Source organism: Chryseobacterium sp. R2ACT005 (assembly GCF_049949215.1).
Lineage (GTDB): Bacteria > Bacteroidota > Bacteroidia > Flavobacteriales > Weeksellaceae > Chryseobacterium.
This window is the reverse complement of sequence record NZ_CP188192.1, coordinates 3,829,289-3,855,718: the sequence shown is the minus strand read 5'-3', so window position 1 is coordinate 3,855,718 and position 26,430 is coordinate 3,829,289. Positions and strand designations below refer to the sequence as shown.

22 protein-coding genes and 1 tRNA gene are annotated in these 26,430 nt (G+C 34.5%); 13 read left to right on the top strand and 10 right to left on the bottom strand.

Going from position 1 to position 26,430, the window contains the following annotated elements; all coding sequences use genetic code 11:
• Positions 1-51: 51 nt before the first annotated feature.
• From ACPF63_RS17655 to rbfA, 5 genes are all read right to left on the bottom strand, one after another.
• On the bottom strand, positions 52-1,854 hold the full coding sequence (locus ACPF63_RS17655; RefSeq protein ID WP_426480785.1) for a DUF349 domain-containing protein: 1,803 nt from the start codon (positions 1,852-1,854) through the stop codon (positions 52-54).
• A 74-nt stretch (positions 1,855-1,928) separates the two neighbouring features.
• Positions 1,929-2,666 (bottom strand): shikimate dehydrogenase family protein, encoded by a 738-nt coding sequence (locus tag ACPF63_RS17650; protein ID WP_426480784.1) that lies wholly within the window; start codon positions 2,664-2,666, stop codon positions 1,929-1,931.
• A gap of 61 nt (positions 2,667-2,727) precedes the next feature.
• Positions 2,728-4,518, bottom strand: a complete 1,791-nt coding sequence (locus ACPF63_RS17645) for an endonuclease (RefSeq protein WP_426480783.1) — start codon at positions 4,516-4,518, stop codon at positions 2,728-2,730.
• A gap of 80 nt (positions 4,519-4,598) precedes the next feature.
• On the bottom strand, positions 4,599-5,804 hold the full coding sequence (locus ACPF63_RS17640; RefSeq protein ID WP_426480782.1) for an ABC transporter permease: 1,206 nt from the start codon (positions 5,802-5,804) through the stop codon (positions 4,599-4,601).
• A 3-nt stretch (positions 5,805-5,807) separates the two neighbouring features.
• On the bottom strand, positions 5,808-6,167 hold the full coding sequence (gene rbfA, locus ACPF63_RS17635) for a 30S ribosome-binding factor RbfA (protein WP_077413872.1): 360 nt from the start codon (positions 6,165-6,167) through the stop codon (positions 5,808-5,810).
• A 93-nt stretch (positions 6,168-6,260) separates the two neighbouring features.
• Between rbfA and mce the strand changes: the two genes are divergently transcribed.
• A complete protein-coding gene (gene mce, locus ACPF63_RS17630) occupies positions 6,261-6,659 on the top strand; it encodes a methylmalonyl-CoA epimerase (protein ID WP_126653567.1) in 399 nt (132 codons plus the stop codon).
• A 62-nt stretch (positions 6,660-6,721) separates the two neighbouring features.
• Positions 6,722-6,795 (top strand) — tRNA-Ile (locus ACPF63_RS17625).
• 61 nt (positions 6,796-6,856) lie between these two features.
• Here the strand turns inward: ACPF63_RS17625 and ACPF63_RS17620 are convergent.
• The 5 genes from ACPF63_RS17620 to ACPF63_RS17600 all read right to left on the bottom strand — a co-directional run bounded on the left by ACPF63_RS17620 (position 6,857) and on the right by ACPF63_RS17600 (position 14,244).
• The gene (locus ACPF63_RS17620) at positions 6,857-7,708 is read right to left on the bottom strand and encodes a thiopeptide-type bacteriocin biosynthesis protein (protein WP_426480781.1); all 852 of its coding nucleotides are present in this window, start codon (positions 7,706-7,708) and stop codon (positions 6,857-6,859) included.
• A 5-nt stretch (positions 7,709-7,713) separates the two neighbouring features.
• On the bottom strand, positions 7,714-9,909 hold the full coding sequence (locus ACPF63_RS17615) for a lantibiotic dehydratase family protein (protein WP_426480780.1): 2,196 nt from the start codon (positions 9,907-9,909) through the stop codon (positions 7,714-7,716).
• The gene (locus ACPF63_RS17610) at positions 9,909-12,134 is read right to left on the bottom strand and encodes a CocE/NonD family hydrolase (protein ID WP_426480779.1); all 2,226 of its coding nucleotides are present in this window, start codon (positions 12,132-12,134) and stop codon (positions 9,909-9,911) included. Before ACPF63_RS17610 ends, ACPF63_RS17615 begins: the two co-directional genes overlap by 1 nt.
• Before the next feature lie 54 nt (positions 12,135-12,188).
• Positions 12,189-12,314 carry a hypothetical protein gene (locus ACPF63_RS17605; protein WP_426480778.1) on the bottom strand — a complete coding sequence of 42 codons (126 nt, stop codon included), beginning with the start codon at positions 12,312-12,314 and terminating at the stop codon, positions 12,189-12,191.
• Between the two features lie 199 nt (positions 12,315-12,513).
• Complete coding sequence (locus ACPF63_RS17600) at positions 12,514-14,244, bottom strand: helix-turn-helix domain-containing protein (protein WP_426480777.1); 1,731 nt, start codon at positions 14,242-14,244, stop codon at positions 12,514-12,516.
• Positions 14,245-14,454: 210 nt separating this feature from the next.
• On the opposite strand from ACPF63_RS17600, the gene ACPF63_RS17595 reads away from it, so the two are divergent.
• From ACPF63_RS17595 to ACPF63_RS17545, 11 genes are all read left to right on the top strand, one after another.
• Positions 14,455-16,581: an outer membrane beta-barrel family protein gene (locus tag ACPF63_RS17595; protein ID WP_426480776.1), complete on the top strand. Its 2,127-nt coding sequence runs from the start codon at positions 14,455-14,457 to the stop codon at positions 16,579-16,581.
• A gap of 52 nt (positions 16,582-16,633) precedes the next feature.
• Positions 16,634-16,831: an ecotin gene (locus ACPF63_RS17590; protein WP_426480775.1), complete on the top strand. Its 198-nt coding sequence runs from the start codon at positions 16,634-16,636 to the stop codon at positions 16,829-16,831.
• Positions 16,832-17,240: 409 nt separating this feature from the next.
• A complete protein-coding gene (locus ACPF63_RS17585) occupies positions 17,241-17,447 on the top strand; it encodes an ecotin (protein WP_330745285.1) in 207 nt (68 codons plus the stop codon).
• A 330-nt stretch (positions 17,448-17,777) separates the two neighbouring features.
• Entirely contained in the window at positions 17,778-17,978 is a 201-nt protein-coding gene (locus ACPF63_RS17580; protein ID WP_426480774.1) for an ecotin, read from the top strand.
• Between the two features lie 89 nt (positions 17,979-18,067).
• Positions 18,068-18,268 (top strand): ecotin, encoded by a 201-nt coding sequence (locus tag ACPF63_RS17575; RefSeq protein WP_426480773.1) that lies wholly within the window; start codon positions 18,068-18,070, stop codon positions 18,266-18,268.
• 56 nt (positions 18,269-18,324) lie between these two features.
• Complete coding sequence (locus ACPF63_RS17570; protein WP_426480772.1) at positions 18,325-19,680, top strand: radical SAM protein; 1,356 nt, start codon at positions 18,325-18,327, stop codon at positions 19,678-19,680.
• A gap of 10 nt (positions 19,681-19,690) precedes the next feature.
• Positions 19,691-20,608: a hypothetical protein gene (locus ACPF63_RS17565; protein WP_426480771.1), complete on the top strand. Its 918-nt coding sequence runs from the start codon at positions 19,691-19,693 to the stop codon at positions 20,606-20,608.
• A gap of 48 nt (positions 20,609-20,656) precedes the next feature.
• Positions 20,657-22,804 (top strand): peptidase domain-containing ABC transporter, encoded by a 2,148-nt coding sequence (locus tag ACPF63_RS17560; RefSeq protein ID WP_426483231.1) that lies wholly within the window; start codon positions 20,657-20,659, stop codon positions 22,802-22,804.
• 127 nt (positions 22,805-22,931) lie between these two features.
• Entirely contained in the window at positions 22,932-23,648 is a 717-nt protein-coding gene (locus ACPF63_RS17555) for a hypothetical protein (protein ID WP_426480770.1), read from the top strand.
• Positions 23,649-23,780: 132 nt separating this feature from the next.
• On the top strand, positions 23,781-25,361 hold the full coding sequence (locus tag ACPF63_RS17550) for a Na+/H+ antiporter (protein ID WP_426480769.1): 1,581 nt from the start codon (positions 23,781-23,783) through the stop codon (positions 25,359-25,361).
• Between the two features lie 11 nt (positions 25,362-25,372).
• A complete protein-coding gene (locus tag ACPF63_RS17545) occupies positions 25,373-26,419 on the top strand; it encodes an MBL fold metallo-hydrolase (protein WP_219072216.1) in 1,047 nt (348 codons plus the stop codon).
• The last annotated feature ends 11 nt before the right edge of the window (positions 26,420-26,430 follow it).

Here is a 26,430-nt window from a genome sequence, read left to right as displayed (position 1 = left end):
AAAAAGCGAAGACAAATTGCTTTGCTCCGCCTTTATTTATTTTGTTATCTGTTAATCTCCGCTGATGATGCTGTGGAGATTCTGCTTTAATGTTTCCAGATGAGCTTTTTTCTCATCAATGGTGTTGTAAGTATCTCTTAAAAGAGGATTTTCCCTTGATGGTTTGTTGAAGAAAGAAAGGTTGTTTTCCAGTTTTACAATTTCACCTTCAAGATCAGAAATCTGGTTTTTGATCTTTCTTGCTTTGTCAGTAAGCTGGTTTTCAGATAGACCTTCTTCTTTCAGTTCAAGTTCGTTGATTTTGTTTATTTTCAATTTCTCTCTTAATGCCTTGTTGAATTCAGAGTTGATTGAAATTTTATCTCTCGGAACTTTACCGATGTTGTTCCATGATGTTTTGATCTGCTCAATTTTTTCGATACTGCCTTCTTCATTGGAAACCAATTTCAATTCATCAAGAAGTACTTTTTTGTTTTTATAATTTTCTTTCCAGTTGTCGGTGGAAGTATTGCTTTTCTCTCTGTAGTTATTAAAGAACGCATTACATGCATCACGGAATTCATCCCAGATTTTGTTGGTCATGCTCTTTGGAACGTGGCCTACTTTTTTCCAGTCTTCCTGCAGTTTTTTGAATAATGGAACTGAAATATCCCATTCTTCATTGTTCATATTGTCCTGTGCCGTCTGGATCAGTTTTAATTTCTCTTCAAGATTCGCTTGCTGTGAACCTTTCAACGATTTGTAATAGTTATTTTTCGTTGTATTAAAACCTCTCAGTGTTGTTTTGAAATCATTCCAGTTTTGATTGGATAATTTTCTTGGAACGCTTCCGGTTTTTAAGAATTCAGAACGCAGATCTTCAACTCTTTTGATGGCATTTTGCCAGTAGTTGTGATTAGGAGTTTCTGATGGCTCAGACAGTTTCTTGATTTCAGCAATGATTTCGTTTTTCTTTTCAAGATTTACGGTCTGTTCCTTTTCAATAGAAGCAGAAAGCTCAGATTTTCTCTCGTGAATTTTGTTGGAAATTTCTTTGAATTCTTCCCATGTTTTTTCACGGAATTCCTCTGCAACAGGTTCAGCTTCTTCCTTCCAAAGCTTATGAAGATACTGAAGTTCATTTAAAGCCTTTTGGATCACCGGTTCATTTTCCAGCTCTTTGGCACGGGCAATAATATGTTCTCTCTTTTCCAGATTGTGGCTGTATTCCTGCTCCAGAAATTCTTTATTCAGATCCAGCATCTGATAAAATTGATTCAGGTGGTGGAAGTAGTTGTTGTTAAGAATTTTGAATTCAGATTTTGCAACCTGTCCGGCTTTTGACCATTCTTCTTTAATTTCACGGATGGATTTGAAAAGATTGATTCCCGGTTCAGAACTGGTATATAGATTTTTAAGTCTTTCGATAATGCTTTGACGGTGTTCAAGGTTTTTCTTCTGCTCTTCTTCCTGTCCTTTCTGGAAGCTGTCATGTTTTTCCCTGAAAATATTAACCAATGCAGAATATTTATTCTGAGAAGGATGCTCATAGCTGAAGTTTTCAGCAGGATTTCCGGCTTCTACATATTCGTGCTTTTTATCCTCCACTTCATCATGGATATAGTGACTTGCTTTTTCCCTCAACAGATTGAATCTTTTGAAATTCTCACCGGCGTTGGGAGTGTTGATGATTTTTTCCATTTCCTTTAAAGCATCAGTCAGGGAAATTTCTACCTCTTCATGTTCTTCCAGGTGCTCTGCATCCTCTTCATGTCGGTTTGCATCATGAGAAACTGTGTTTTCTGATGTTTCCTGAGATACTTCGTTAGGATTGTTCTTTTCTTCGTTTTCAGAAAGATTGTTTTCTGTAGTCATAGCAAATCTTTTATGTGAGTGGCGTTTATATCCTTTAAATATAGCTTTAAGGCCAATTAAAGCACTAATTTATGTTATTTTTTTTGAAAATTCCAAATTTCCCAAGCTTTTTCTGCTTGCTGTTCAAGCATATAATATCCATTCACTGTCTTTGCTCCTTTTTCAGAGGCATTGATGATGAATTGAGTGTAGTTTGGATTGTAAATCAGATCGATGATCAGGTGTTCAGAAGAAAGCCCGTCAAAAGGAAAATTCAGGCAGTCTTTAACGTTCGGGAAAGTGCCTACCGGGGTACACTGAATGATTATTTTGTGTTCCGCAACGGTTTCTTTATCAAGGTTTTCAAAATTGATTTCCGTCCTTCTGGAAATAATTACAGAAGGAATATTTTGTTTATCTAAAGCATATTTTACAGCTTTTGCAGCACCGCCGTTTCCTAAGATCAGTGCTTTGTCCTGTGAAGGGGTTTTGTGTAAAAGAAGAGTTTTTTCAAATCCGTAAGCATCCGTATTATAGCCTGTTTTTTTGCCATCCTGGATAAGAACACAGTTTACGGCACCTATTTTCTCCGCTTCATCGCTTAATTCATCAAGATAATCAATGATTTTTTCTTTGTAGGGAATGGTAACATTGAATCCTAAAAGGTCCGGAGAAGCAAAAAGGTTTTCCACTTCATTGATTTCGTTAAGATCAAAAATATCATAGGAGAAGTTCTTTAGCATGAGCTTTTGGAACTTATTTTCGAAGAATTTTTTAGAAAAAGAATAGGAAATATTTTTTCCTATCAATCCTAATTTTTTATTGGAATCCATATATCAAAAATAAAAAAAAGACCGGATAAATCCGGCCTTGGTTTGAAATATTTTTTAAGAATTAATCTACGATAAATTTAGTAGAGAAATTATCTGTTTTCAGGATGTAAGTTCCTTTTACAGCACCTTTAAGGTTAATTTTATTTGAATGTTTGAAAGGATTAACGATTGTTTCAATTAATTTTCCGGAAAGGTCATAGATATCGGCTTTTGAAATTTTGCTAAGATTTTCTCCTTTTACAAATAATTCATTGTTTTTTACCGGGTTAGGGTAGATAGTGAATTCTGATTTGTTTTTTTGAGTTTCAGCAGTTCCTAATGTACCGAAACATGCCCAGCTAAGGTCATCCAGAGCAACTCTGTTGGAAGTAGAAGAATTGGTCAGCTTAATGACAACATTTCCGCTTACGTTAATATTGTTAATGGTAGTTGTAGTGACAACAGTACTGTAAGGAATAGTTCCTACATTAACATCGTTTACAAAAACATTGAAATATCCTGCACTTCCTGAGAATTTTAACTGTGTTGTTAAAGTTAAATTCTGGATTCCGCTTGAAAGTGTTGAACTTGTTAAAGTACCGTTTCTGATGGTGATGGCCTTGTTGTTGATTGTTTGGTCAACTCTTGCGTCTGTAGCAGTCCATGAAATTCCGTTGTTCGTCCAGTTGGCTGTCAGATAAGTATTCGCTGCACCAGTGATCATTTCAAAATCTTCTGTTCCACAGCTTCCACCTCCTGCAGGCGTGTCAAGAGTAGTTTCTATAGCTGTTGTACTTTGTGGAGATGAGTTTGCGAAAGCATCTTTAGCAATTACATAGAAAGTATATTGAGTAAGTGGAGCTAATCCTGATACAATCGTAGATGTTGTTGTACCGGAAACCGTAGCTTTTAATGTACCGTTTGCATAAATCTGGTAAGTAGTTACTCCTACATTATCCGTAGCGGCTGTCCAGCTTACAGCGATAGAGTTTGAAGTAGGATTGTTGGCTACAAGGTTGGTTGCTGCTGTAGGAGCCTGGTTGTCAATTACTGGAGATCCCCAGATTTGAGAAACATATTCAGGGTGATCAATGAAAGGGTTTCTGTTTCCCTGATAAGTATAAGAAGCATTGTTTCTTGCAATTTCTTCTGCAGATACAGGATCTATTGCATTCCATATTAAATACTGATTGAGTGCCCAAGGCTGCAGTCCCGGGAATGGTGTGTTGCCAAGCATATCACCGGAAGTGAAATTGGAAAGTTTGTCTTCGTATCTTGTCACAAAATAAAGGAACATTCTGGCAATATCTCCTTTGAAAGCATCAATAGGCTCAAATACAGTACCTGAGTATCCTGGTGATACGGAGGTGCCTAATTTTGATCCGTTTTTAGAGGTAAAAGAAGTATTTCCTACGATTCCGAAAGGGTAGTTGGATCTCATTCCATTTACTTTTCCATCGGTAGCACGGATAAAATGAATATCAGCTACCATGGGAGAAGCACTGTTGAATAAACTCTGAGGAATAACGTGCTCCCTGTTGTAACAGTCACCTTCATTAGAATATCCGGCAGATCCGCATTGATTGGTTCCCAGAATGAAATTATACTGATCCGCTCCATTGGGGTTTTCAGAATAAATATCCAGAATTGTTCCGTCATTTTCATAAAAATAATCACGGTCAGTAGTAGCATAGCCAGTCCATAAACCACCATAACCATGGTCTACATGTCCATCGCTGATAATGTTCATAAGAGCTGTTTTCAGAGCTGCACCTGTTAATCCGTTAGCATTTGTATAATATCCTGCCGGAGCCTGTGCTAAAGCGCTGATAAATGTCAGACTTAATAGAAAAAAAGATAAAATTCGTTTCATTTATTTAAAATTGGGGCGTAAAGGTACGAAAAAATGAAACCGAAGTATATTAACTTAATGTAATATATACACTTAGTAGATTAGTTTTTAGTAATATATTCTTTGCTGATTTTTGAGAAAAACCATGAAATAGTGATTCCGAACAAGGAAGCTGTAAGGGCTACAATAAGATAGTTTTTTCCTACAATTTTTACCGGGAATGGCAGAACTTCATTAGCTCGGAAGAATCCTGTGTAAAGCTGGAAGTAGCAAAGTGCTGTTCCAAGAATCAATCCGGTAATGACCCCCGAAACAACAATCAGGAGACCGGTGTAGAAATAGGTTAATCTCAAATGGCTTAAAGGAAAGCCCAGTGAAATAAGTGATTTTGCCTGTTCTTTTTTATCAAGCTGAAGGATAATGATTGCTCCGGCAAGATTAAAGGTGGTAATGAAGATAACCAGGGCAAAAATCAGGTAGATAAAAAGTTTTTCGGTGTTGATCATTTTCCAGAAAGCAGCATTTTCTTCTTCCTTGGTTTTGATCTCAATATTTTTGCCGAGAGAAGAAAGCAGGCTTTGTTTTACAGCATCTGCATTTTCCGGATTTTTTAGTTTAATGACAATCTGGTATGCTGACTTTTTGGGAAGGTTAAGTAACTCTTCCGCAAGCTCAATAGGAGAGATAATATAATTGTCCAGCTGATCTTTTCCAGGGAAAACACCGGTTACTGAAATATCTCTTTTATTATAGATGTCTTCTTCTTTATTGATAATCCCTGTTCCCGGTTTGGGCATAAAGACTGTCGCATAATGGTTGGAAGAATCCACAGGAATTGAAAGTCTGTTATCCAGACTGTTTTCCATCAATACTTCATTGGAATATTTGAAGCTCGGATAAGTTCCGTAGAAAACATCTTTATTGATAGGGTTTACTTTGATGTAAGCAGAATCAACGCCTCTTAAATAAGCAATATCTCCTTTTCCGTTGAAGCTGATGTATACTTTTTCTTCAATAACACGGGAGAAGCTGCTCACTTCTTTATGGGTGCCTAATACTTTATTCACGGTATCCAGATTCTTAATAGTTTTTCCGGAAACGCTTTTTAAAGTAAGGTCAGCATGAAGATTGGAAATAAGGTCTTTATTCAGATCCTCAAGACCTGAAAAAACAGAAATAATGACGAACATTGCAGTCACAGCAACCGTCATGGCACCCACAGACAGCCACGTAATAAACGTAACCGCGGTACTGCCTTTTTTAGCCAAAAGGTATCTGGATGCTATGTAAAATGCAATATTCTTCAAGATTTATAAAACAGGATTGTCGCCTTCGCCTCTTAATTCTCTTTCCAGTTTTTCAACATCATCCAGAGCGGTGTCAAGGTAGAAGTTAAGCTGGGGAATGATACGTACCTGTTTTGACATTTTCTGTCCGATGAAGTTTCTGTATTGAGCTTTGTTTTCTTCAATCTCCTTCATCACAGCGGTACGGAATTCCTGTGGGAAAATGCTTAAATAAATCTTAGCAATTCCCAAGTCAGCAGTTACTTTTACATCTGAAACAGATACTAAAATACTCTGTTTGCTTTCTGAAGCCTGTTTGCGGAAAAGCTCTGCGAAGTCTTCCTGAATAATCTGTGCTACTTTTCTTTGTCTGTTACTTTCCATAATTTCTGCAAATTTAGTACTTTTGTTTGAATTGATACTTTGAAATTCAACTGGAGTATCAAATTTACGATTTAATTATATTTATTAGTATTTATGAAGCTAGAACATATTGGTATTGCCGTAAAGTCTTTAGGAGTTTCTGATGAGCTTTTTGCCAAATTATTGGGAAAAGAATCTTATAAAAAAGAATCCGTAGAAAGAGAAGGGGTTGTAACTTCTTTCTATGAAACAGGAGAAAGTAAAATTGAGCTGTTGGAAGCCAGTAATCCTGAAAGTCCGATCTCAAAATTTATCGATAAAAAGGGAGAAGGCATCCATCATCTGGCATTTGGGGTTGAAAATATCCTGGAAGAAGTGAAAAGACTGAAAAAAGAAGGATTTCAGTTTATCTCCGAAGAACCTAAAGAAGGTGCTGATAATAAATTAGTTGTCTTCCTGCATCCAAAGTCTACAAACGGTGTACTGGTAGAACTTTGCCAAGAAAAGCAATAAAAAATTTTGTAGTGAAAGAAATTTTACTATTTTTGCAAACACAAAATTTAACCAAGTTTTGAGGTCCTATAGCTCAGTTGGTTAGAGCACCTGACTCATAATCAGGTGGTCCCTGGTTCGAGCCCAGGTGGGACCACTTTCTAAATCAAGCACTTACAGAAATGTAGGTGCTTTTTTTATTTTTACAATATTCAAATTTATTTTTTCAGAGAATGGCCTCTATTTGTTTTATAAAAGCGGAATAAGTGATCATAAATCACCATTTCAAATAGTCTTTGATGGGAAATAAACAACCGGTTAATGTGCATATGAAAAATGCTTTTCAAGAAATTTTTTAGTTTTATTTCTAATAGATTATCTTTTTCCAATTTTGAAAGATCTTCAAACTTTAATGCAATTTCAGTGATATTACTTTTTATTAAATCTCTGATTTCTTCATATTCCTCAGAAGTAATAAATTCAAAGTATTGAGGATAAAACTCATTATACTTTTTCTTTAACTGATTATTTAAGTTCTTATCTGCATGGAATTCCGACTTGAAAGCATTTTCAGAACGCTGTGCAAACTCTGTTTTCTTTTCAAGAGATAAGTTGAATGCTGATAAAATATGATCTATATAAAATAAAGAAGTAATAATCTTTTCTTCATCACTGTATTCCTGGAAGTTTAAAATCAATTGACTGCTTTTAAAAAAGAGGTATTCCGCGTATTCTATCGTGTTTTCACCATAGCGTTCAAGTTCTCTTGAGTAGGTATCCATAATGACAGAAGAGACTTCTCCTGATTCCAGATAGTCCTTAAATAATGAATTAATCATTTCTAAGATCATACTAGGGTCAGTTATAGGCTTAAGATTTAATCTTATCCTCAGGTGAGGTTTAGGATCGTTATATCGTATAAAAAACCATTTCTCAATAAGGTTTTGAATTTGTAATTGCTCTATTAATGGTTCTATAACTTCCTGTAAAATACTATCTGAAGTTTTGATCCCTGTGTAAACTTTGAAATAGAGCCACTCACTTCCCGGATGAAATTTTCTGGTTACCATCTTATTTATAGGTCTTTATATAGAGAGAAAACGAATTGATGAATATAATCTGACTGATCATTATACAGAAACTCCTCAATAAAAATTTGTTTTTCATTTTTTACGGATGATAAAAACATTCGAATTAAATCATAATTTTTTAAATTGACAGCAAGTGTATGATCTCCTTTTACCCACTGTATCCATTCTGGTATTTGTTTTAATTTTCTCCATTCTTCAATCTTTTGAAGCAGAAGATCATTTTCATCAGATTGAACCAATGACTCCAAATACTGAATATGTTCAGGATCAATTTTCCATCGTGCTTTAGACAGAATGATGTTTTGATATTCAACTCTTGGCAGAAAATCATAGATCTGGGATAAACCGCCCCAGTTAAATGATAAATAAGATTTTACATTCTGATTATTATAATCGCATAAAAAATGATAGACAGGCAAAGAGTTGTTTGAATAATTATGGGCATTCGTAAGATGAGGAATAACTTCTTTGTTGTACTTCTTTGACCTTAGAAATAGTTGGCCGTTCTTTATGGACAGATACAAATCTTCTACAAGAATCTGATTGTCCTTTTCTAATGCAGAACTTGCCAGATAAGGAATTTCATGTTCTCTCAGCGAAGGTCTTCTGATCACATTTCCAATTCTGGATTCGGGTAAGTGTACAATTTCTGCTAGAATTTTGTCTGGATTAAGATCCTGTTCTTTTTCAGCAATGGTTTTAACCAAATCTTTTACGGATGATTTTTCTGAACAGAATCTGCCCAGTAATTTTCCGGCATTTCCACCTGCAGATTTTATAGATAATTTTTCCTGCTGGTTTTCTGAAATGATTTCAGTCATAACGGATAATGTATCTGGCAGTTGATCCCATTGTTCCTCAAAACCATTAAAATCATCATCAGTTAAATGTATTACATGATCTTTATTCCAATAGGCTTTTTGTAATTTCTGATTAAGAATGATTTGTACCGGATTAAGATTTACCTGAATTTCTTTTTTCTGATTAGAAGACGGCAGTATTAAATCTTCAAGATAGGGATGAACTCCTTTGGCCTGAGTATCCTGTATATAGCCAATTCCTATTTCCGGATCTAAAGCATAAGACAAAGTAACTTCTTGATTTTCAAATCTTTCATAAAAAGCTTTTTTGAATTTTTCTAAAGTAGTTTCTTTGGAAGGAATGGCAATTTTATTCAGAAAAGAGATTCCTTTTTTCAGTTCTTTTTTCCATTGATAAGATAAGTTTGTTTCCTCTTCAAAATAAAGATCTGTCTGAAAAAGATATTTTTTTTCATATTGAACATTCAGTTTTTTGATGAGTTTTTCAATTTCAGAATAAGAGGCTGCTGTATTTCCAAAATGTAAATCAAGTTCACTTACCTTGTTTCTGAGGGCTGCCAAAATCTCTTTTTCCTGATGGGCACCAACCCTGTTTAAAATGGAAAGTATTACTTCCAGAAAATCACCTCCTGAAACGGTAGGATTAAGTTCACTTACCAGAACCTGATTTTCGATAAGTTCATTAATAAATTCCCGTGCTTCTTCAAAAGATATTTCTTCCTGAACAAGAGGAATGGCAAGCTGGTCAATTGTTTTACCTGTTTCTGAAAATTGTAGGATAAGTTCTAATGCCTCGGAAATCGGAGCGGAAGAAATGATGTAATCTCTTTTTCCTCCTTTATTTTCATATTCTACAAAGCGGATTTTATTTCCAACTTTATGAATACTGTTATTAGGAAAAAAAGAAATATTGTTTTTAACGTACGGAACGGAAAGAAGCTGTTCTGATAGCGCCACTAAAAAATGCATATCCAGCTTTGTGTCTCTTACTTTTGTATATTCTGAGAATACCGGAAATAGGGTTTCTTTTTCAAATTTTCCTGTACTTATTCCTGAGAATAGCCCAAATGGGGTACAGCGGGTACTTGTACGGTTATAATATTTTAGCAATGAGCTTTTTGTTCTTTTGTGTAGGGTTTGATAACCCAGTAACCCATTGTCAGTATACTTTTCTATCTCCTGATACAAAGAAAGAGAAGCTAAATAAATGGCTTCTCTGAAAATAGTATTACTGTAATATTTTTCTAAATTTCCGCGGGTTTTATTTTCACCGGAAAAATTATTCTGAAAATCTCTGTATGAAAAAAGCGGTAATCTGACAGCAAAACGGTCAAAAAACTGAAAAGGAAAGCGTGGCATTAATTAAGGGAAATAGGGATTTCTATAAAGCTGTTGTTGTAAAATTTTATTTCCAGAGCAGCAGCAGCATCTTTAATAGTTTCTTCACTTACCTCTTTTCCTGTTCCATAATTGATCTGCATAAGAGGATTTTTTAACGCTCCTAATACTAAAACCAGTTTACTTCCTTTTTCCATTTTTTTACTTACAAATTCATTATTAGTAACAGTTATATTTGTCTCTTTGTTCTCACGCAGCAATTTTCTTTTTTCTGAACTTTTTGCATAGCTTGCTCTTCCATAATAGGTAGATAAAAGAAAATATTTGCCTTCTGTATTTTGCTCATACAGCTTCATGTATACATCAACATCTTTTTTATTGACGGATAATTTCAGATTACCTACAAAATTTCCTGTAAATTCAACAGGTTTTTCAAATGGCTCTGAGGAAAATACAATGGCATCTGAACTGTAAATTTTACTATCCAGTACGTTATCTTTCTGCTTAAAAAGCTCATCTGCATTAGTCCGGTCTTTAAAATCTACTGTTAACGGTGTGAAGCTTTTGTCTTTATCTTTTTCTAAAGAAAGCTGATGATGGGTACTGATATAGAATTTTAATTTATTTTTATCAAAATCATCAATGCTGGAAGTACTTTTCCATTCATTGGTTCCCATTACCTGATAATTAATTTTATCCTTAAGAAAAGATGGTTTTCGTTTCCCCTTCAGAATATAATCAAACCATTCCATTGTTATATTTCCGATATCCATATTGGCCGCAGAATCAATTGTATATCCTTTTAGGTTATTTTTAATATAACCCTGGGCTCCTGAATGATCATAAGGTCCAATAATCAAATAATGATTGGCGTTTTTGTTATATTTATAATGATTTCTGAAATAGTATAACGCTCCCAGCTGATCAGAATCATAATATCCTGTAATGGTTAGAACCGGAATATTGATGTGGGAATAGTCATTTTGGTAAGGAATCATTTTCTGCCAATAGCTATCAAATGACGGATGCTTTAACCAGCGTTGAAATATTATATTTTTTTTGCCGGCAATAGAATCTAGCTTGTTAAATGCCTCACCGCCTTCATACCATTTTTTAAAAATAGAATTCCAATGATCTTCATCTTTGAAGCCTGCATCAAGCATTTTATTATTGGTAACATAGTTAATCCAACGAAGAGAATAAGAGGAAAAGATGTTATTATTCATAGGGAAATCTACTACGCCAATTCCTACAGAGGCCTGCGGAATAATAGTTTTTAGAGCCGGATGCATATTTTTAGCGGCTGCCCATTGGCTGAATCCCAGATAACTGCCTCCAATCATTCCTACTTTGCCATTGCTCCAGGGTTGTTTTATAATCCAGTCAATGACCTTATTAATATCTTCCTGCTCATGTTCAAAAGGTTCTATGGCAGCATTGCTCGTATATTTTCCTCTGGGATAAATGTAAACAGAGTGATAGCCATAGCTTGTGTGTACTTTTTGATCATTGACATCCTCTGCATCAGGATAGATGGAATTGACCAGGATGGTAGATTCAGGATTGGTTATTTTTTTATTTAAAACAACTCTTATACTGATTTCATTATTGATTAATAAGCTGTCTTTCACCTCGAAGTTCCTGAAGTCGAGTTCTTTTAAATAATTTTTAGCGATATCAAATGTAGGTCCTGTTACATATGAGTTATAACTTCTGCACAGCAGTAAAGCTTTTTTCAGATCCACGCTGTCTTTATTCTCAAAATCATTTTTAAGGGCAGCCAGAATCTCTTTTTTTGTTTTCTCGGTATCACCATTGAAATAGCGGGGAAGTATGATCTGTGTTTTTGTCGGCAGACTTTCATATTTTTTCAGGAATTCTTCTTTATATTTTTCCTGAAAATCTTTCTGAGCATTTTTATTTTTCTGAGCATTGATGTAAATTTCATACTGTGTTCCCATTGCATTAGAAATAATGGGATTACTTTTTCTGTAAACACTGCGTACTGAATCCAGCTGGCTTAGAGCAATATCATAGTTTTTTGCGGCCATACTTGCCCTGAAAAGATTATCATATTTTACTGCCTTGTCTTTTTCTTTATAATTCTTTTGTATTTCAGAATTTAAATGAGAAATTAAAGGCTGCAGTTTCTCAATATTGTATTCATTAAAATGCTTGATACTTATTTTCTGAGAAAAAGTAATATTAAATGTAAGAAAAAAAGTTAGGGCTAATAGGTACTTCATAAAAATAAAAAATCAGTAATTTTTTTCAAAATTACTGATAAAATGTTGAAATGTTTAATGGTTTTTTATTGTCATATCCAGAGTATCATCTATTGTTCTGTCTACCACAGTATCGTTATCCCCATTCAAAAGCATTTGATCGCCTCCTCCAGAGCTTACCCCTCCTCTTATTTTAGACATTTGAACTTTGTTTAAGGATAATTTTTTTTCTGTTTTTTTAATTTTTTTCACAGCTAAAGTAATTTTAAAATTTCTAAATAAATTGAAGTACAAAGTAAATTCTATTCCTGTAAATAAAGAATTTAAATTTATCGAAATTGATAAATTTCGATAAATTTAAATTGTAAAGCGTTGTATTTTAATGTTTTGTGATCTATTTTTAATTGAGGGCTTTTATGTAATAAGAAGGAAGTGTTCCTGTTATTTTTTTGAAGGCATTTGTGAAAGATTCAGCATTATTGTAGCCAATATCATCAGCAATAGCAGCAATGGTATGCTTTCTTATTTTTTCGTTAGATTTTAGTTCTTCAACAATATAGTTGATCCTAAGCTCGTTCAGATATTGGGAAAAGTTTTTGCCTTTTAATTCATTGACCAGCTTGGAGAGATAATCCCTGTTTGTATCAAATTCTTTTGCAAGAGAGTCTAATGTAATATTTTTATTGAGAAAGCTATTAGTCTTTTCAAACTGTTCTATTTTATCAATGAGTATTTTAAATTTCGGATTGGAAGAAGGGTCACTTTTCGGTGCTTTTTCCTTTCTTTCAACGATAGTGGAAGGATTATCCGTAATAGGAGTTTCATTCTTTTTTTCTTCTTCCGGTAGAGGGGTAGCCAAAGGTTTTTCTGATAATACTTTTGCCTGCTTTTCGTATTCTTTTATTTTCTTTCTGTTTTTTCTGATTACCAATATGAAAACTAAAGTAATGAGCATCAGAGACGCTATCAGCCATGCATTCTGATGGTTCAGTTTTTCAATTACACCTACCTTTTCTTTCATAAGCAGGGGAGTATCATACTTTTTCAGAATCTCTTTTGAAAGATTTTTGCGGTTTACAGCAATTATACTGTCGCTATGGATCAGATTATCAATGTATTTTAGTTGGTTTTTTAAATCGCCTTTCTTTTTATAATAATCGATCAGAATTTCATATCCATCTCTTTTTATGGGCTCAAAGCTTTTGAAAGTAAAAGAAATAGAATCTGCCTTTTTAAAAAATTCTATAGCTTGGTTTTCACTTCGGGTTGAGTGTTTTATTTTCCCCAGATAGTAATATAAAACCCCGAGATTGGTATAATCTTTATTATTTATCAATCCTTTTTCTACTTCCAGCAGGATTTTATAAGACGGCGGATAATCTTTTACATAAAAGAGGCTGATCCCTTTTATCATAAGCAGATAGCTATAGTTAGAGTAATTATTGTACTTCTTACATTCTGCCAGCCCCAGATCTGCAAATTCAATACTTTTTTTATAGTCCTTACATTTAGTATAAATATTAGCCAGAGAAAAAATAGAAGCAATGTAGTTTTTCGCATCTACATTGTTGGTTCTTGTTTTATCTTTCTCGTACTCATAGTATTTCAAAAAAAGAGGGAGGGCTTCCTGATATTCTTCTGTAGCTGTTTTTAGGATGGCAATGAGCTTGTTTATATAAAAAAACTGTTCTTTATTTTCAGCCCTGTTGTACTTAATAGCTATAGTATACTCATCTAAAGCTTCTTTGTATTTCCCTTCATTGTTGAATAAGATTCCTTTTAATATATGAGATTTGGCTGGGTAATCGTAGTTATTTACGTTTTTTGATGCAGAGATGAGTGAATCTGCAAATGGATGCCCATTTTCATTCTTCAGATTTTTTACCCGGGCAATATTATAATATCCATCAAACAGGATGTCTTTGTTGTTTTCCTTCTTTCCTTTTAACAGAATATAATTGGCTAAAAGCTCAGCTTTATCATTATCAATCTGGAATACTTTATTGTAAGCATCATCAATATACTTATAACTTTTATTTTTTAACGAGTCTGGAATGTGTAATCCTTTTATGCTTTGAGAAAAGAAAAAAAAAGGAAAAACAGTTAAAATAATTAAATGAAACTTCTTCATATCTCTAAATACACTGCAAATTTATGAATTATCATTGAATTCTTACGATACATCTCTAAGTGTTTGTACATCAGTTGAATAATAACTTTGAAGAATACTGAATTTGTAAATTTTTGGAAAGGGATATACCGGTATTGATCAATCTTGGATTGCTAATCTTGTAGACTTTAGGTATAATCATGATGTTTGCATCAGAAATATTGAAAGTAAATGAGAAAAATATTGATAGGTGTGGGTGTTCTGCTTCCGTTGTTTGGTTTCTCTCAAGAGAAGAAAGATTCTATTAAAACAGTTATAGAAAAACAAATTGCAGAAATAAAAGTGAATGGTAAAAAACCTTTTTTTGAACAAAAGGATGACCGTTTCGTTTTTAATGTTGAAAACAGCGATTTAGTTGTAGGCAATCACATATCTGAAGTTCTTTCTCAAACTCCATTGTTAAAAGTAGATGATAATAAAATAACCCTTTTAGGAACCAATGCATCTGTTTACATCAATGACAGAAAATCAATTCTGAAAGGAAAAGACTTAATACAATATCTAAATGCGATGCCGGCTTCTAATCTGGTAAAGATAGAGCTGATTACCAACCCTTCTTCAAAATATGATCTGGAAGATGCAATGATTATTAATCTGAAGCTGAAGAAACTGGAAACAGACGGACTTAAGGGAAGTTTTACCATTACAGATAAACAAAACAGAAAAAACAGCCAGCAGGCGAACATTGCTTTAAATTATCATAAAAACAGATTTTCAAATAATACCATGTTGTTTTTTGAAAATAATAATGATCTGCAAAGAAACAGCATTGATAACTATAGCTCAAAAACCAGCAGAAATCAGATTACAGGAAATACGCTGATAAAAGAAACCAACTTTGGAGGAAATACAGGGTTTGATTATGAGCTTAATGAGAAAAGCAGCATAGGAGGTATTTTGGAATACTACCACAAAACACCCGAATCCTCTCTGGAAAACGGAAATATATATAATGATAACACAGGAGGAATTTTTGAAAACAGAACGGTAAATACACAAAATGATAAGCTGAATCTTTTCGGAGGAAATGTTTATTACAGCTTTAATGATGATAAAAAATCCAAGCGGCTGGATATCAACTTTGATTATTACACCCATCACAGAGACAATACGACGGAGTTTTTCAATTTGACCAACCCGTATTCAAACTTAATATATAATGATTATCAGAAAGACAATTACACAGTAAGAGTAGATTATTCCAAAACTTTCGAAAAACTGAAAATAAGTCTTGAAGTGGGAGGGAAGCTTAATTGGCTTTCTACGGATAATCCTTATACCTATTATAATGAAGACGGTACATTGAATACCCTGTTTTCTAATAATTTCATTTATCATGAAAATATCAACGCATTATATACCAATGTTAAGAAAAAACTCTTTTCTGTGTTGGACGTCAACTTAGGGCTGCGTTATGAAAATACAAACATCAGTGCAAAACAAAATAAGGTTAGCGAGAACTTCTCCAGAAGTTATAATAATATTGTGCCCAGCATCAATTTTTCTTATATGATTAATAAGAACAACAGAGTTTCTCTGGGATACAGAACCGCGTTGTGGAGACCTTATGTAGATGATTTGAATCCTTTTATCTATAAAAATAATGAAACCTGGTGGGAAACCGGGAATCAGGATCTGAATGTAGCAAAGATGTATTTGTTTAATGCCAGCTACAGTATAAAAAGAACCTGGGTGTTTGTAAGCAATTTCGGAATTGTAAAAAATCCTATTCTTCCTTATACAGAGATTGCGAATAATATTTCTGTTACGAGACCTAAAAACTTTGAAGGCAATGTAAAACGTTTTTATGTAGGGCTGAATTACAACAAACCGTTATTTGAGAACAAATGGATGTTCAATCTTTCAACAGGAATGTATTATATCAATAATGCAGATATCTATGATACCCATCCTAGTTCATGGTATAATAACTCTTCTGTTACCATCAGTGGAAACAATCTTTGGAATAAAGGCTGGAACATCAGCTGCAACTTTGGTTACACCTCTCCATATACACTGGTTAATAAGAAGAACGGTTATTTTATCAATAATCAGATTGAGGTTTCAAAGAATTATAAAGATTTCAAATTCAAGCTTTCTGTAAAAGACCTGCTGAATCTTTCAAACTCCCGTAATACATTATATAATAACGACGGGTATATTGAAACCTTTTCACAATCCAATTTAAGATCCATATCACTCAGCATATCCAAGACATTTGGAAAAAACAAAGTAAAAAAGGTGAATACCGGAGATATAGACAAAGGAAGAACCCAAAATGAGAATCCCCGACTATAATCCTGCAATTTTTACTAAAAACTAATAACACCAAAGGATAAAAACTATAACCATGAAAAACAAAAAGCTTGAGGAATTATCCAAAAGGATAACTCAGGGCAAGATCAAAAAATTACAGAAATATGAAGTTCTCACGATATACGCTGGAAAGAAGAGTATTATAGAAGAGTGCTATGATGGGCCAAACTGTTATGCGTATTGTGGACCGGCGCCGGTGTGTTCAGAGAACAGCTGCTGGATGTATTCATAAAATTCTGTAGACCTCTTTTGAGGATTGAAGCTGTTCAAAAAAACTAATAACACCAAAGGATAAAAATTAATAACCATGAAAAACAAAAAACTTGTGGAGTTATCCAAAAAGATAACCCTAGGTAAGATCAAAAAATTAGAAAAACACGAAATTCTCACGATTTACGCAGGAAAGAAGGTATCATAGGTGATTGCGTTGGAGATGCTAATTGCCATTGCTATTGGACTAACTGCTCGCTGAATGATTCCCATTGTGCAATTTTTGAATAACAGATTGTAATAAAAAGTCGAAAAGATATACAATAACCCAATATAGCCGTAAAGCTTTCTATTAAAGAATAATATGTTCTGTAATGCCTTGTGGAATAAAATCTTTTCAGCAAAACGATTAACCATGAAAATTTATTGTGATGAAAAACAAAAAACTGTTTGAATTGTCTAAAAAAATCACTGAGAACAAAATCCCAGGAATGAAAAGAGAATCAGTAGAAGTTATTAAGGGGGGAATACAAAAAGAGATAATATCAGACTGTGCATGTTTCGGAGCAAATGCATGTTGGGGTTATGGAACCAGCCCATGTGCATTAAACAGCTGTTGGGCTTATTTTGACCAATAACTCGTCTATATAGGCTTGATTAATTTTTAATAGAGCTAAGATTCGTAATAAACATAAAAAACTTACTTCTATGAAAAACAAAAAGCTTGAAATGATTTCCAAAAAAATCACAAAGGTCAAAATGGAAAAACTGCAGAAAGAGGACCTTGTATTTATTACCGGTGGTTTGCTCGCTTACCATTGTAGCCAATGTACCTGTAGTTACTGCAGGCCAGATTTGCAGATAGATCCTAATTGCTGGAGCTTTTCATAAAGAAATTCGCGTTCTGTATAGCCCTGTGTGGAATTAAAACTGTTCAGGGAAATTACTAACTATGAAAATTTATTATCATGAAAAACAAAAAATTGTTTGAATTGTCTAAAAAAATTACTGAAAACAAGATACAGGGAATGAACGAAAATTCAGTAAAGACAATCAAAGGTGGTAAACTGCCTTTAGAACTTGCTGCAGACTGCTCAAGCCAAAACAGCTGCTGGGGATTTGGAGGTACAGCTATTTGCAGTGGTAACAGCTGCTGGAGCTATAACTAATACTCTCTGATTCCATCAATCATGTTCTGCAGGGTCTTGTGTGGAATTAAAACTTTACAAGAAAAAAAATTAACCTAAGATTTATTGTGATGAAAAACAAAAAATTGTTTGAATTGTCTAAAAAAATCACTGAAAACAAGCTACAGGAAATGAGCGAAAATTCGGTAAAGACAATCAAAGGAGGTAAGTTACCTTTAGAACTAGCGGCAAGTTGTACAAGCCAGAATGACTGCTGGGGATTTGGAGGTACACAGACTTGCAGTGGTAACGAATGTTGGAGTTACAACTAAAGTAAAAAGTAGAGTAGCATTCGTGCTACTCTATTTAATGTTAAAATAAAATAATTATGAAATACAAATTATCAAGATATATCCATACCATAGAAAACGAGGAGATTTTAGATGATCATATCATTCTTTTTTCTACCCGTTCCGGAACATCCATTGAAGTGAAAAAAGGATTATATGAAAAAATATGTAATCTTGAAACCACTGAAATTCCTGAAGAGATTTTTATCAACCTGATAAAAAATGAGTTTTACGTACCCGAGTTTGAAGATGAGTTGAGAGAAATCCTGTCAGATAACATCATGTCTGTAGACCATCAGGATCTGAAAACACTTTCTTATGTGATCCAGCCTTCCGGAAACTGCCAGTTAGGATGTCACTATTGTGGCCAGCTACATACCAACAAAAGTATGTCAAAAGAAGTTTTAGACCTTACGTATGACAGAATCATCACCAAAATGGAAAGTCTTTCCAGCGATCTTGAACATTTAAGCATTACCTGGTATGGAGGAGAGCCGTTAACAGGGCTTTCGGCGATCTCTAATTTATCTACCCGCTTAATTAGCCTGTGCGAAGAAAAAAACATCCAATATTCTTCAAAAATCATTACTAATGCATTAAGCCTTAAATATTCTCTGTTTGAAAAACTGGTAAAAAATTATAGAGTTACAGAATATCAGATCACCGTTGACGGAACTCAGGAATTCCATGATAAGAGAAGATATCTTAAGAATGGTTCCAACAGTTTTGATATCATTATTAAAAATATCAAAGAAATTGTTAATTCCGAATTGTATCAAAAAGAAGCCAGCTTCAATATCAGATGTAATGTAGATAAAGAAAACAGCTACAATGTGATAGATTTTATTGATTATCTGGAAGCAGAAGGAATTTTGGAGCACGTAAGTTTCTATCTGGCTCCTATTCACGACTGGGGTGATAACAAAGCTACTATTAAAGGAGTTTCTAAAGAAGAATTCGCAGAGCTTGAAATAGAAGTTTATATGAAGCTTTTACAGTCAAAAGCTAAATTTAAAACCCAGATTATCCCTGAAAGAGTTACCAAACCATGCATGGTGGTTAGCCAGACTTCGGAAGTATTTGATGCCTTCGGAAACGTTTCTACATGTTGGGAAATTCCGTACACTCCAAAATATGACAACTCTGAGTTTTATGCCGGAAACATTGTGAAAGATAAAGATGTAGACAGCAAAAATGTTGTGATGAGAAACTGGTTTAATGAAATACCGGATAACAACTCATGGTGCAAAAGCTGCAAATTCCTTCCGTTGTGTGGTGGAGCGTGTCCGAAAAACTGGTATGATAATATCCCGGCGTGTCCTTCTTTCAAATTTAATATTGACGACAGAATTCTTCTTCAGAGATATATTAATGAACAAGCTGTGCTTTCTTAATCGATGATGTATGGAAACAATAATTTTAGACAAAATAAAAACAGTAGAATTCCGGGAATATGAGGTGAAAAAGCCAAGACATATTTTCGAAAATCTGATTGAGGAATTTAAAAAAGGCGTTCCGGAAGATATCCAGGCAGGGTTGTTTTACTATATGAATTTGTCTGAAAAATCACTTTCTGCTTTTCGTGCAGGGAATATTACCTTAGGAAATTATCTGTATTCAAAAATGCAAAGTATGAATAATTATTTCATAGAGCCTATTCATCAGGGAATGATAAGCTTAGACTATGCTTTGCTTGCGTATAAAAACTACGTGGAAAATGATTTTGAACTGGCAGAGGAAAATATTGACAGGGCTATTGAAAGTGCTTTAATTCAGAGTAATACGTTTCCTTATTTTGCCATAATTATTGGAGAACAGTCACTTAATAAAATCAGAATTTTTGCCCGTACTCAAAATGAAGAGCGCTACAAGGCAGAAGTCCTGAAGATACTGGCTTTTTTCATGGGCAATAAACATGAAAATGAGAGGTACAAAAATCTGGCTGAAAATCTTCCGCTTATTGATAAGCAGGGGATGTTAAAACATATCATTAATAACTCTTATATCGCCATTCTTAAATCTTTGCAGGATGAGAAAAAAACAAGGCTGATATTTCAGCAGATCTTTAATGAATTATTAAAGCAAAATGAATTTTCCGGTGATCAGGAAAATTTACTGATAGCCATGCGCTGTATTGATAAAATTGAAGATGAAGATTTTTTAGAGTATCTGAACGAGAATTTTTCTCATGTTAAAAGTTCTCCGCAAAAATTAGTAAAAATTATAATAGAAAATTATTTAGATAAAACATCCAATAACGGGCAATTAGTAGAAGATGAAGAATTTACTAAAAAGCTGAAAACATTAGGCATAACAATTTAACTTATTATTGTGTTCAACAAATTTCCCTTTTATTCCCAAATAGAACAGATGGATTGCGGTCCGGTTTGCCTTAAGATTATTCTAAAATATTACGGCAAAGATTGTGACCTTGTATATATGAGAAACCTTACTGAAGTTACCCGATCCGGGGTGACCCTGGCAGATATTAATGATGCTGGGAAGAAGCTGTATTTTCATACAACTCCTTTTAAGATTCCTTTGTCTACACTGAACGAGGATGTTCATTTACCATGCATTTTACATTGGGAGCAGGAGCATTTTGTTGTACTCTATAAAATCAAAAATAATTTTTATTATATCTCGGATCCCAAATATGGCAGGCTAAAGCTTAAAAAAGAGCAGTTTGTAAAACTTTGGATTTCTTCTGCAGATAACGAAGGGATCGGACTGCAATTAATTCCGACAGAAGAGTTTGTAGAGTTTAAACCTCCTTTTGAACAGCAGGATTTAAAAATTTTCAAAAGCTATATTCGCTCAGTTTTAGAAAAACAAAATTTCAAAATTGGGCTGCTTATTTTTTTAATTACCATAAGTTCTGTTATTTCATACATCTTTCCTCAGCTGATCCAGAAGATGTTTGATGAAGGAATGAAGTCGAAAGAAGGAAAAGTGATTATTGGAATTTTTGGATTTCAGATGCTGTTGTATGGCGGGCAGATACTCATCAATATTCTTCAGAATTTTGTGGGGGTACACTTTAGCTCACAGGTAAGCATTAAAATGCTGAATGACTTGCTGCAGAAAACAGTCAGACTTCCGGTCTCTTTTTTCGAAAACAGATTATATACAGATTTATTACAGAAAATAGAAGAACAGTCTAAAATAGAACAGTTATTAACCAGACAACTGTTATCCAATATTTTATCAGTTTTTTTACTGATCGTATTAGTCATAAGGCTTTTGATATACAACCAGTATATCGCATTGGGATTTCTGGGAATTGCAGTTTTTTCCACTGTATGGATTTACCTGTTTCATAATAAGAGAAGGATCATAGACTATTATGCCTTTAAATTAAATTCAGAAAGCAAAAACCATCTTGTGGAGATGATTACCGGGATGGTCTCTGTTAAAATCAGTAATGCGCATATTTCAAGAATATCAAAGTGGGAAGAGCTGCAGAAAAAAATATACAGGACCAAAGTAAAAAGTCTTATCCTGGATATTTATCAAACCAATGTTACCAGCATTATTAAGCAGTTATTTATATTTTCAACCACCTTTTTCTGCGTATATTGGGTGTCACTTGGGAAAATGACCGTTGGTGAGATGCTGAGTATAGGATATATTATAGGCATTGCTTCCGCCCCCATAGAAAACCTGGTCGCTTTTTTCCGCTCGTTTCAGGATTCAAGTTTAGTATATAAAAGAGTTCAGGAAATTTTACAGCAAACCGATGAAAACCTGAATTTAAAAGACGGAGATCAGGCTCTGCTGGGTAAGGATATCAGTTTAAATAATCTATGGTTCAAGTATCCGGGAGGGCATCAGCCTTATGTTTTAAAGAATATTAATTTTAAAATCCCTAATGGGAAAGTTCTTGCCATAGTAGGAGAAAGCGGAAGTGGTAAAACAACAATGTCTAAGCTGCTTCTGGGATTTTACCCCTGTTCAGACGGAAATCTGAATATCGGGGAAGAAGAGCTGTTTCAGATCAATCATGATTGGTGGAGAAGCAATTGTGGGGTTGTGCTTCAGGATTCATACATATTCAGCGGAACCATAAGAGAAAATATTGCCATGCAGGAAGACGCAGATGAAAAACAATTGATCAGTGCCTGCCAATTAGCCAATATCTATGAAATGATTCAAAGTCTTCCTCTGGGATTTGATACCAAAATAGGAGCCGCAGGAGATGATTTAAGCGGCGGGCAGAAACAACGTATTCTTATTGCAAGAGCGGTATATAAAAATCCGGATTTTATTTTCTTTGATGAAGCTACTTCTGCACTGGATGCAGAAAATGAAAAAATTATACATGATAATTTGCAGGAATTTTTCAAAGGAAGAACCGTTGTTATCATTGCACACCGTTTATCCACAGTGAAAAGTGCAGACAATATTATCGTTTTGAAAAAAGGTGAAGTTGTAGAGCAGGGTAACCATCAGGAATTGGTATCCAGAAAAGGAGAATATTTTAATCTGGTCAAAAACCAGCTGGAATTGGGAGAATAACAGAAAAATTAGAGACCTTAAATAATATATTTGATGAAGACAAAGTTTCTTCTATGGAACTTGTTGAAAAAAAGGAAGCCGGAAAGGTTTCCTTTTTTATGTATTTCCTTTTTCGTATCTTGAACAGATGCAAGAGGATGTAAGAAAAGATTTTTTGCCGTTAGTCTCTAAGCCATGGTGGTTCATGACCTGGTTAACCAGAACATTGGCTGTACTTTTATTATTGGTGATGTTTTTAGTGTTATTAGTATTACCGGTTATTATTTGTAAAAATATTGTAATGCTTGTTGTAGTATCAATATTGTACTATCCGGCCTTAGGTTTTGGTTTATATCGTTTTATTCTTTATCAGAAGACGGTCACAAAAAGAGTAGTTAAAAGGATTGTGGTTGATGATAAAGGAGTTCATTATGAAAGAAAAAATGGAACGACAGATCATATTCTTTACCATAATCTGGAAAAATATCACCTTGCCAATGAATATGATGTAGATCTTAGCCCCCGAAATAAAATTTATGTATTAAAAGTAAAACACAATGGCTCTGTAACAGAGGTAGATTTTGATGGAGTGGATGCAGGTTACAGCTGCTATATTGTAAATCTCAGAGCTTTGCGGAGAAGATATATTCAGGGAATCGTTTACTTCAGACCGGATCTGCGCATCAATCCTTCAGTTTATACTACATATAATATTAATCCAGTAGATTTTACATTCGATAAAAAAAAGTATGGGACAGCGTTTGCGAAGACTTTAGCTGTATTGATCCTGTTAGGTTCAATATTGGGATGTATTATGCTGGGACTGGTTAAATGGCTTTCTAAAGATCAGACTTATTTACATTAAACATCATTTGGCAAAAATTTCATAGTCGATTAAATTTATTTTCACATCTCAAAATCTTATGCTTATATTTATTTTTCTTTTAAATTTTGTTATTCGATAACAGAGACTTGATTTAAAATTAATTGAAAAGCAATGGTGGAAAATTTTATTTATTATTTAGGACTGGTCCTTGTCATTATTGGGGCCATTATGCTGGCCAATCGGTTGAAAGTAGCCTATCCTATCCTACTGGTTATTGCCGGACTTCTTATTAGTTTTATCCCTGGATTACCAGTGTTGAAAATAGATCCTGAACTGATTTTTATTATTTTCCTGCCTCCGCTTTTATACGAAGCAGCCTTTGCCGTATCCTGGAAGGAAATATGGAAAATGAGGCGGATCATTACCAGTTTTGCATTCATTGTAGTTTTCCTTACAGCAATCACTGTTGCTTTTGTAGCGAACTCATATATTCCCGGCTTTTCACTGGCATTAGGTTTTGTGTTGGGTGGAATAGTATCACCACCGGATGCGGTAAGTGCCGGAGCCATTTTAAAATTTGTAAAAGTTCCTAAAAATCTATCTACTGTTCTCGAGGGTGAAAGTTTGTTCAATGATGCCTCCTCACTGATCATCTTCAGGTTTGCAATGTTGGCGGTGGCTACAGGGCAGTTTATATGGCAGGATGCAGCCATTAGCTTTGGATGGATGGTTTTCGGAGGGTTGGGAATAGGAGTTGTATTGGCTTTTGTATTCCTTGAAATTGAAAAGATATTCCCTACTGATGTCAATATGGATGCTATACTAAGTCTGGTTGCTCCCTATGTGATGTACATTGCTGCAGAAGAAGTTCACTCTTCAGGAGTACTGGCAGTAGTAAGTGGTGGATTATTTCTTTCCGTAAGAAGACATGAGATTTTCAGAACTTCACAATCCAGATTAAGAGGTTCCAATGTCTGGGAAAGTTTTGTATTTCTGATCAACGGAATTGTATTCTTACTCATAGGACTGGATCTGCCGGAAATTATGGTAGGTTTAAACAAAGAAGGAATAAGTCTGTCTGATGCTGTCGGTTACGGATTGTTGATTACAGCGGTACTGATTATTGTGCGTTTTCTTTCTTCTTTTGGTGCCGTTTTCGTAACATTGATTATGAGGAATTTTATTAATGTAGCCGATAGAAACCCCGGAATGAAAGCTCCATTATTGATGGGCTGGACGGGAATGCGCGGGGTAGTTTCTCTTGCAGCAGCATTATCTATTCCTGTGGTGATGGAAAACGGACAGCCTTTCCCACATCGTGATCTTATTCTCTTCATTACTTTCATTGTAATTCTTGCCACTTTGATTATTCAGGGACTTACCTTACCTGCTTTAATCAAAAAACTCAATTTATCTGATGCCGGAGGAGGATATTTGTCTGAGGAAGAATCTGAACATTTCTTAAGAAGGGAAATACGCAAGGTAGCCTTCAGGTATCTTGATGAAAATTATAAAGAAAGAAGAAGCGAAAATGAATATTTTAGCAAACTGATGGACCGCTGGGAACAGGAAGACAAAGAAGACTCTATTCATAAGCTGTCTGAAGAAGCAAAAGCAATCTATTTTGAAACCTTGGAACAGCAAAGAATCTGGCTTCGGGAAGAAAACAGACGCAACCCGAATATTGACGAAGAATATATAAGACATTATCTAACAAGACTGGACCTTGAAGAAGAAAGGCTCAGAATGTAAAAAATAAGGGAATGAATTTAAAAAAGCAGCTCGGGCAGTTTCCCGATGAAAAAAGAAAAGAATATTTCAATACACTTCCCAATTATCTTAATGGGAGGTTTCAGAATATATTGACAACACCTTCCTTATTAGAAGGAGAAAGCATGACCAAAGTACTTTTCCACACCCTATGTAAAGTGGAAAATACTTCACCCAAAACTGCACTTCCATTTGTAGTAACGGATCTAGAGAACCTTCAACCTGAAGAAAATGTTTTGATATGGTTCGGGCACAGTTCCTATTTCATACAGGTAGATGGTAAAAAATTTCTGATAGATCCTGTTTTCAGTGGAAATGCTTCCCCAATGCCGGGTTCCATAAAAGCTTTTCAGGGAGCTGATTATTACAAGCCGGAACATATGCCGGATATTGACTTTCTGCTTATTTCCCATGACCATTGGGATCATCTCGATTATACAACCGTTCAGGATTTAAAAGATAAAGTAGGAAAAGTCATTTGTGGTTTGGGTACGGGCCAGCATTTTGAATACTGGGGCTGGAGTTTTGACAAAATCATCGAAAAAAACTGGTGGGAAAGCATAGACATTGCAGAAGGTTTCAGAATCACGCTCACTCCGGCAAGACACTTTTCCGGAAGATTGCTGAACCGTAATATTTCACTCTGGACTTCTTTTGTTTTAAAAACACCTACGAAAAAATTGTTTTTGGGTGGTGACAGCGGTTATGGAAATCATTTTACAGAAATTGGAGACAAATACGGACCGTTTGATCTGGCCATCATGGAAAACGGACAGTACAACGAAAAGTGGCCGTATATTCACACGTTGCCGGATCAGCTTATCACAGAAATTAAAGAATTGAAAGCTAAAAACTTCATTCCTGTCCATAATTCCAAATTCAAGCTGGCACAGCACATTTGGTATGAACCTTTGGAACTGGCCTCAAAACATGCAGAAGAAAATAATATACCGATTACGCTTCCTATGATCGGAGAAAAAGTAAATTTAGATCAGTTGGGAACAATCTCCTGGAAAAAATGGTGGGAAGATTATATGTAATATTCTTTCTC

What these genes read in the sequence shown, in the direction of transcription:
- ACPF63_RS17590 (WP_426480775.1), top strand. Translation starts at nt 16,634, where the DNA reads ATGAAAAACAAAAAGCTTGAGGAATTATCCAAAAGGATAACTCAGGGC.
- ACPF63_RS17610 (WP_426480779.1), bottom strand. Translation starts at nt 12,134, where the DNA reads ATGAAGTACCTATTAGCCCTAACTTTTTTTCTTACATTTAATATTACT.
- ACPF63_RS17545 (WP_219072216.1), top strand. Translation starts at nt 25,373, where the DNA reads ATGAATTTAAAAAAGCAGCTCGGGCAGTTTCCCGATGAAAAAAGAAAA.
- ACPF63_RS17550 (WP_426480769.1), top strand. Translation starts at nt 23,781, where the DNA reads ATGGTGGAAAATTTTATTTATTATTTAGGACTGGTCCTTGTCATTATT.
- ACPF63_RS17600 (WP_426480777.1), bottom strand. Translation starts at nt 14,244, where the DNA reads ATGAAGAAGTTTCATTTAATTATTTTAACTGTTTTTCCTTTTTTTTTC.
- ACPF63_RS17560 (WP_426483231.1), top strand. Translation starts at nt 20,657, where the DNA reads ATGGATTGCGGTCCGGTTTGCCTTAAGATTATTCTAAAATATTACGGC.
- ACPF63_RS17565 (WP_426480771.1), top strand. Translation starts at nt 19,691, where the DNA reads ATGGAAACAATAATTTTAGACAAAATAAAAACAGTAGAATTCCGGGAA.
- ACPF63_RS17650 (WP_426480784.1), bottom strand. Translation starts at nt 2,666, where the DNA reads ATGGATTCCAATAAAAAATTAGGATTGATAGGAAAAAATATTTCCTAT.
- ACPF63_RS17555 (WP_426480770.1), top strand. Translation starts at nt 22,932, where the DNA reads ATGCAAGAGGATGTAAGAAAAGATTTTTTGCCGTTAGTCTCTAAGCCA.
- ACPF63_RS17580 (WP_426480774.1), top strand. Translation starts at nt 17,778, where the DNA reads ATGAAAAACAAAAAATTGTTTGAATTGTCTAAAAAAATTACTGAAAAC.
- ACPF63_RS17615 (WP_426480780.1), bottom strand. Translation starts at nt 9,909, where the DNA reads ATGCCACGCTTTCCTTTTCAGTTTTTTGACCGTTTTGCTGTCAGATTA.
- ACPF63_RS17620 (WP_426480781.1), bottom strand. Translation starts at nt 7,708, where the DNA reads ATGGTAACCAGAAAATTTCATCCGGGAAGTGAGTGGCTCTATTTCAAA.
- mce (WP_126653567.1), top strand. Translation starts at nt 6,261, where the DNA reads ATGAAGCTAGAACATATTGGTATTGCCGTAAAGTCTTTAGGAGTTTCT.
- ACPF63_RS17655 (WP_426480785.1), bottom strand. Translation starts at nt 1,854, where the DNA reads ATGACTACAGAAAACAATCTTTCTGAAAACGAAGAAAAGAACAATCCT.
- ACPF63_RS17585 (WP_330745285.1), top strand. Translation starts at nt 17,241, where the DNA reads ATGAAAAACAAAAAACTGTTTGAATTGTCTAAAAAAATCACTGAGAAC.
- ACPF63_RS17605 (WP_426480778.1), bottom strand. Translation starts at nt 12,314, where the DNA reads ATGTCTAAAATAAGAGGAGGGGTAAGCTCTGGAGGAGGCGATCAAATG.
- ACPF63_RS17595 (WP_426480776.1), top strand. Translation starts at nt 14,455, where the DNA reads ATGAGAAAAATATTGATAGGTGTGGGTGTTCTGCTTCCGTTGTTTGGT.
- rbfA (WP_077413872.1), bottom strand. Translation starts at nt 6,167, where the DNA reads ATGGAAAGTAACAGACAAAGAAAAGTAGCACAGATTATTCAGGAAGAC.
- ACPF63_RS17570 (WP_426480772.1), top strand. Translation starts at nt 18,325, where the DNA reads ATGAAATACAAATTATCAAGATATATCCATACCATAGAAAACGAGGAG.
- ACPF63_RS17645 (WP_426480783.1), bottom strand. Translation starts at nt 4,518, where the DNA reads ATGAAACGAATTTTATCTTTTTTTCTATTAAGTCTGACATTTATCAGC.
- ACPF63_RS17575 (WP_426480773.1), top strand. Translation starts at nt 18,068, where the DNA reads ATGAAAAACAAAAAATTGTTTGAATTGTCTAAAAAAATCACTGAAAAC.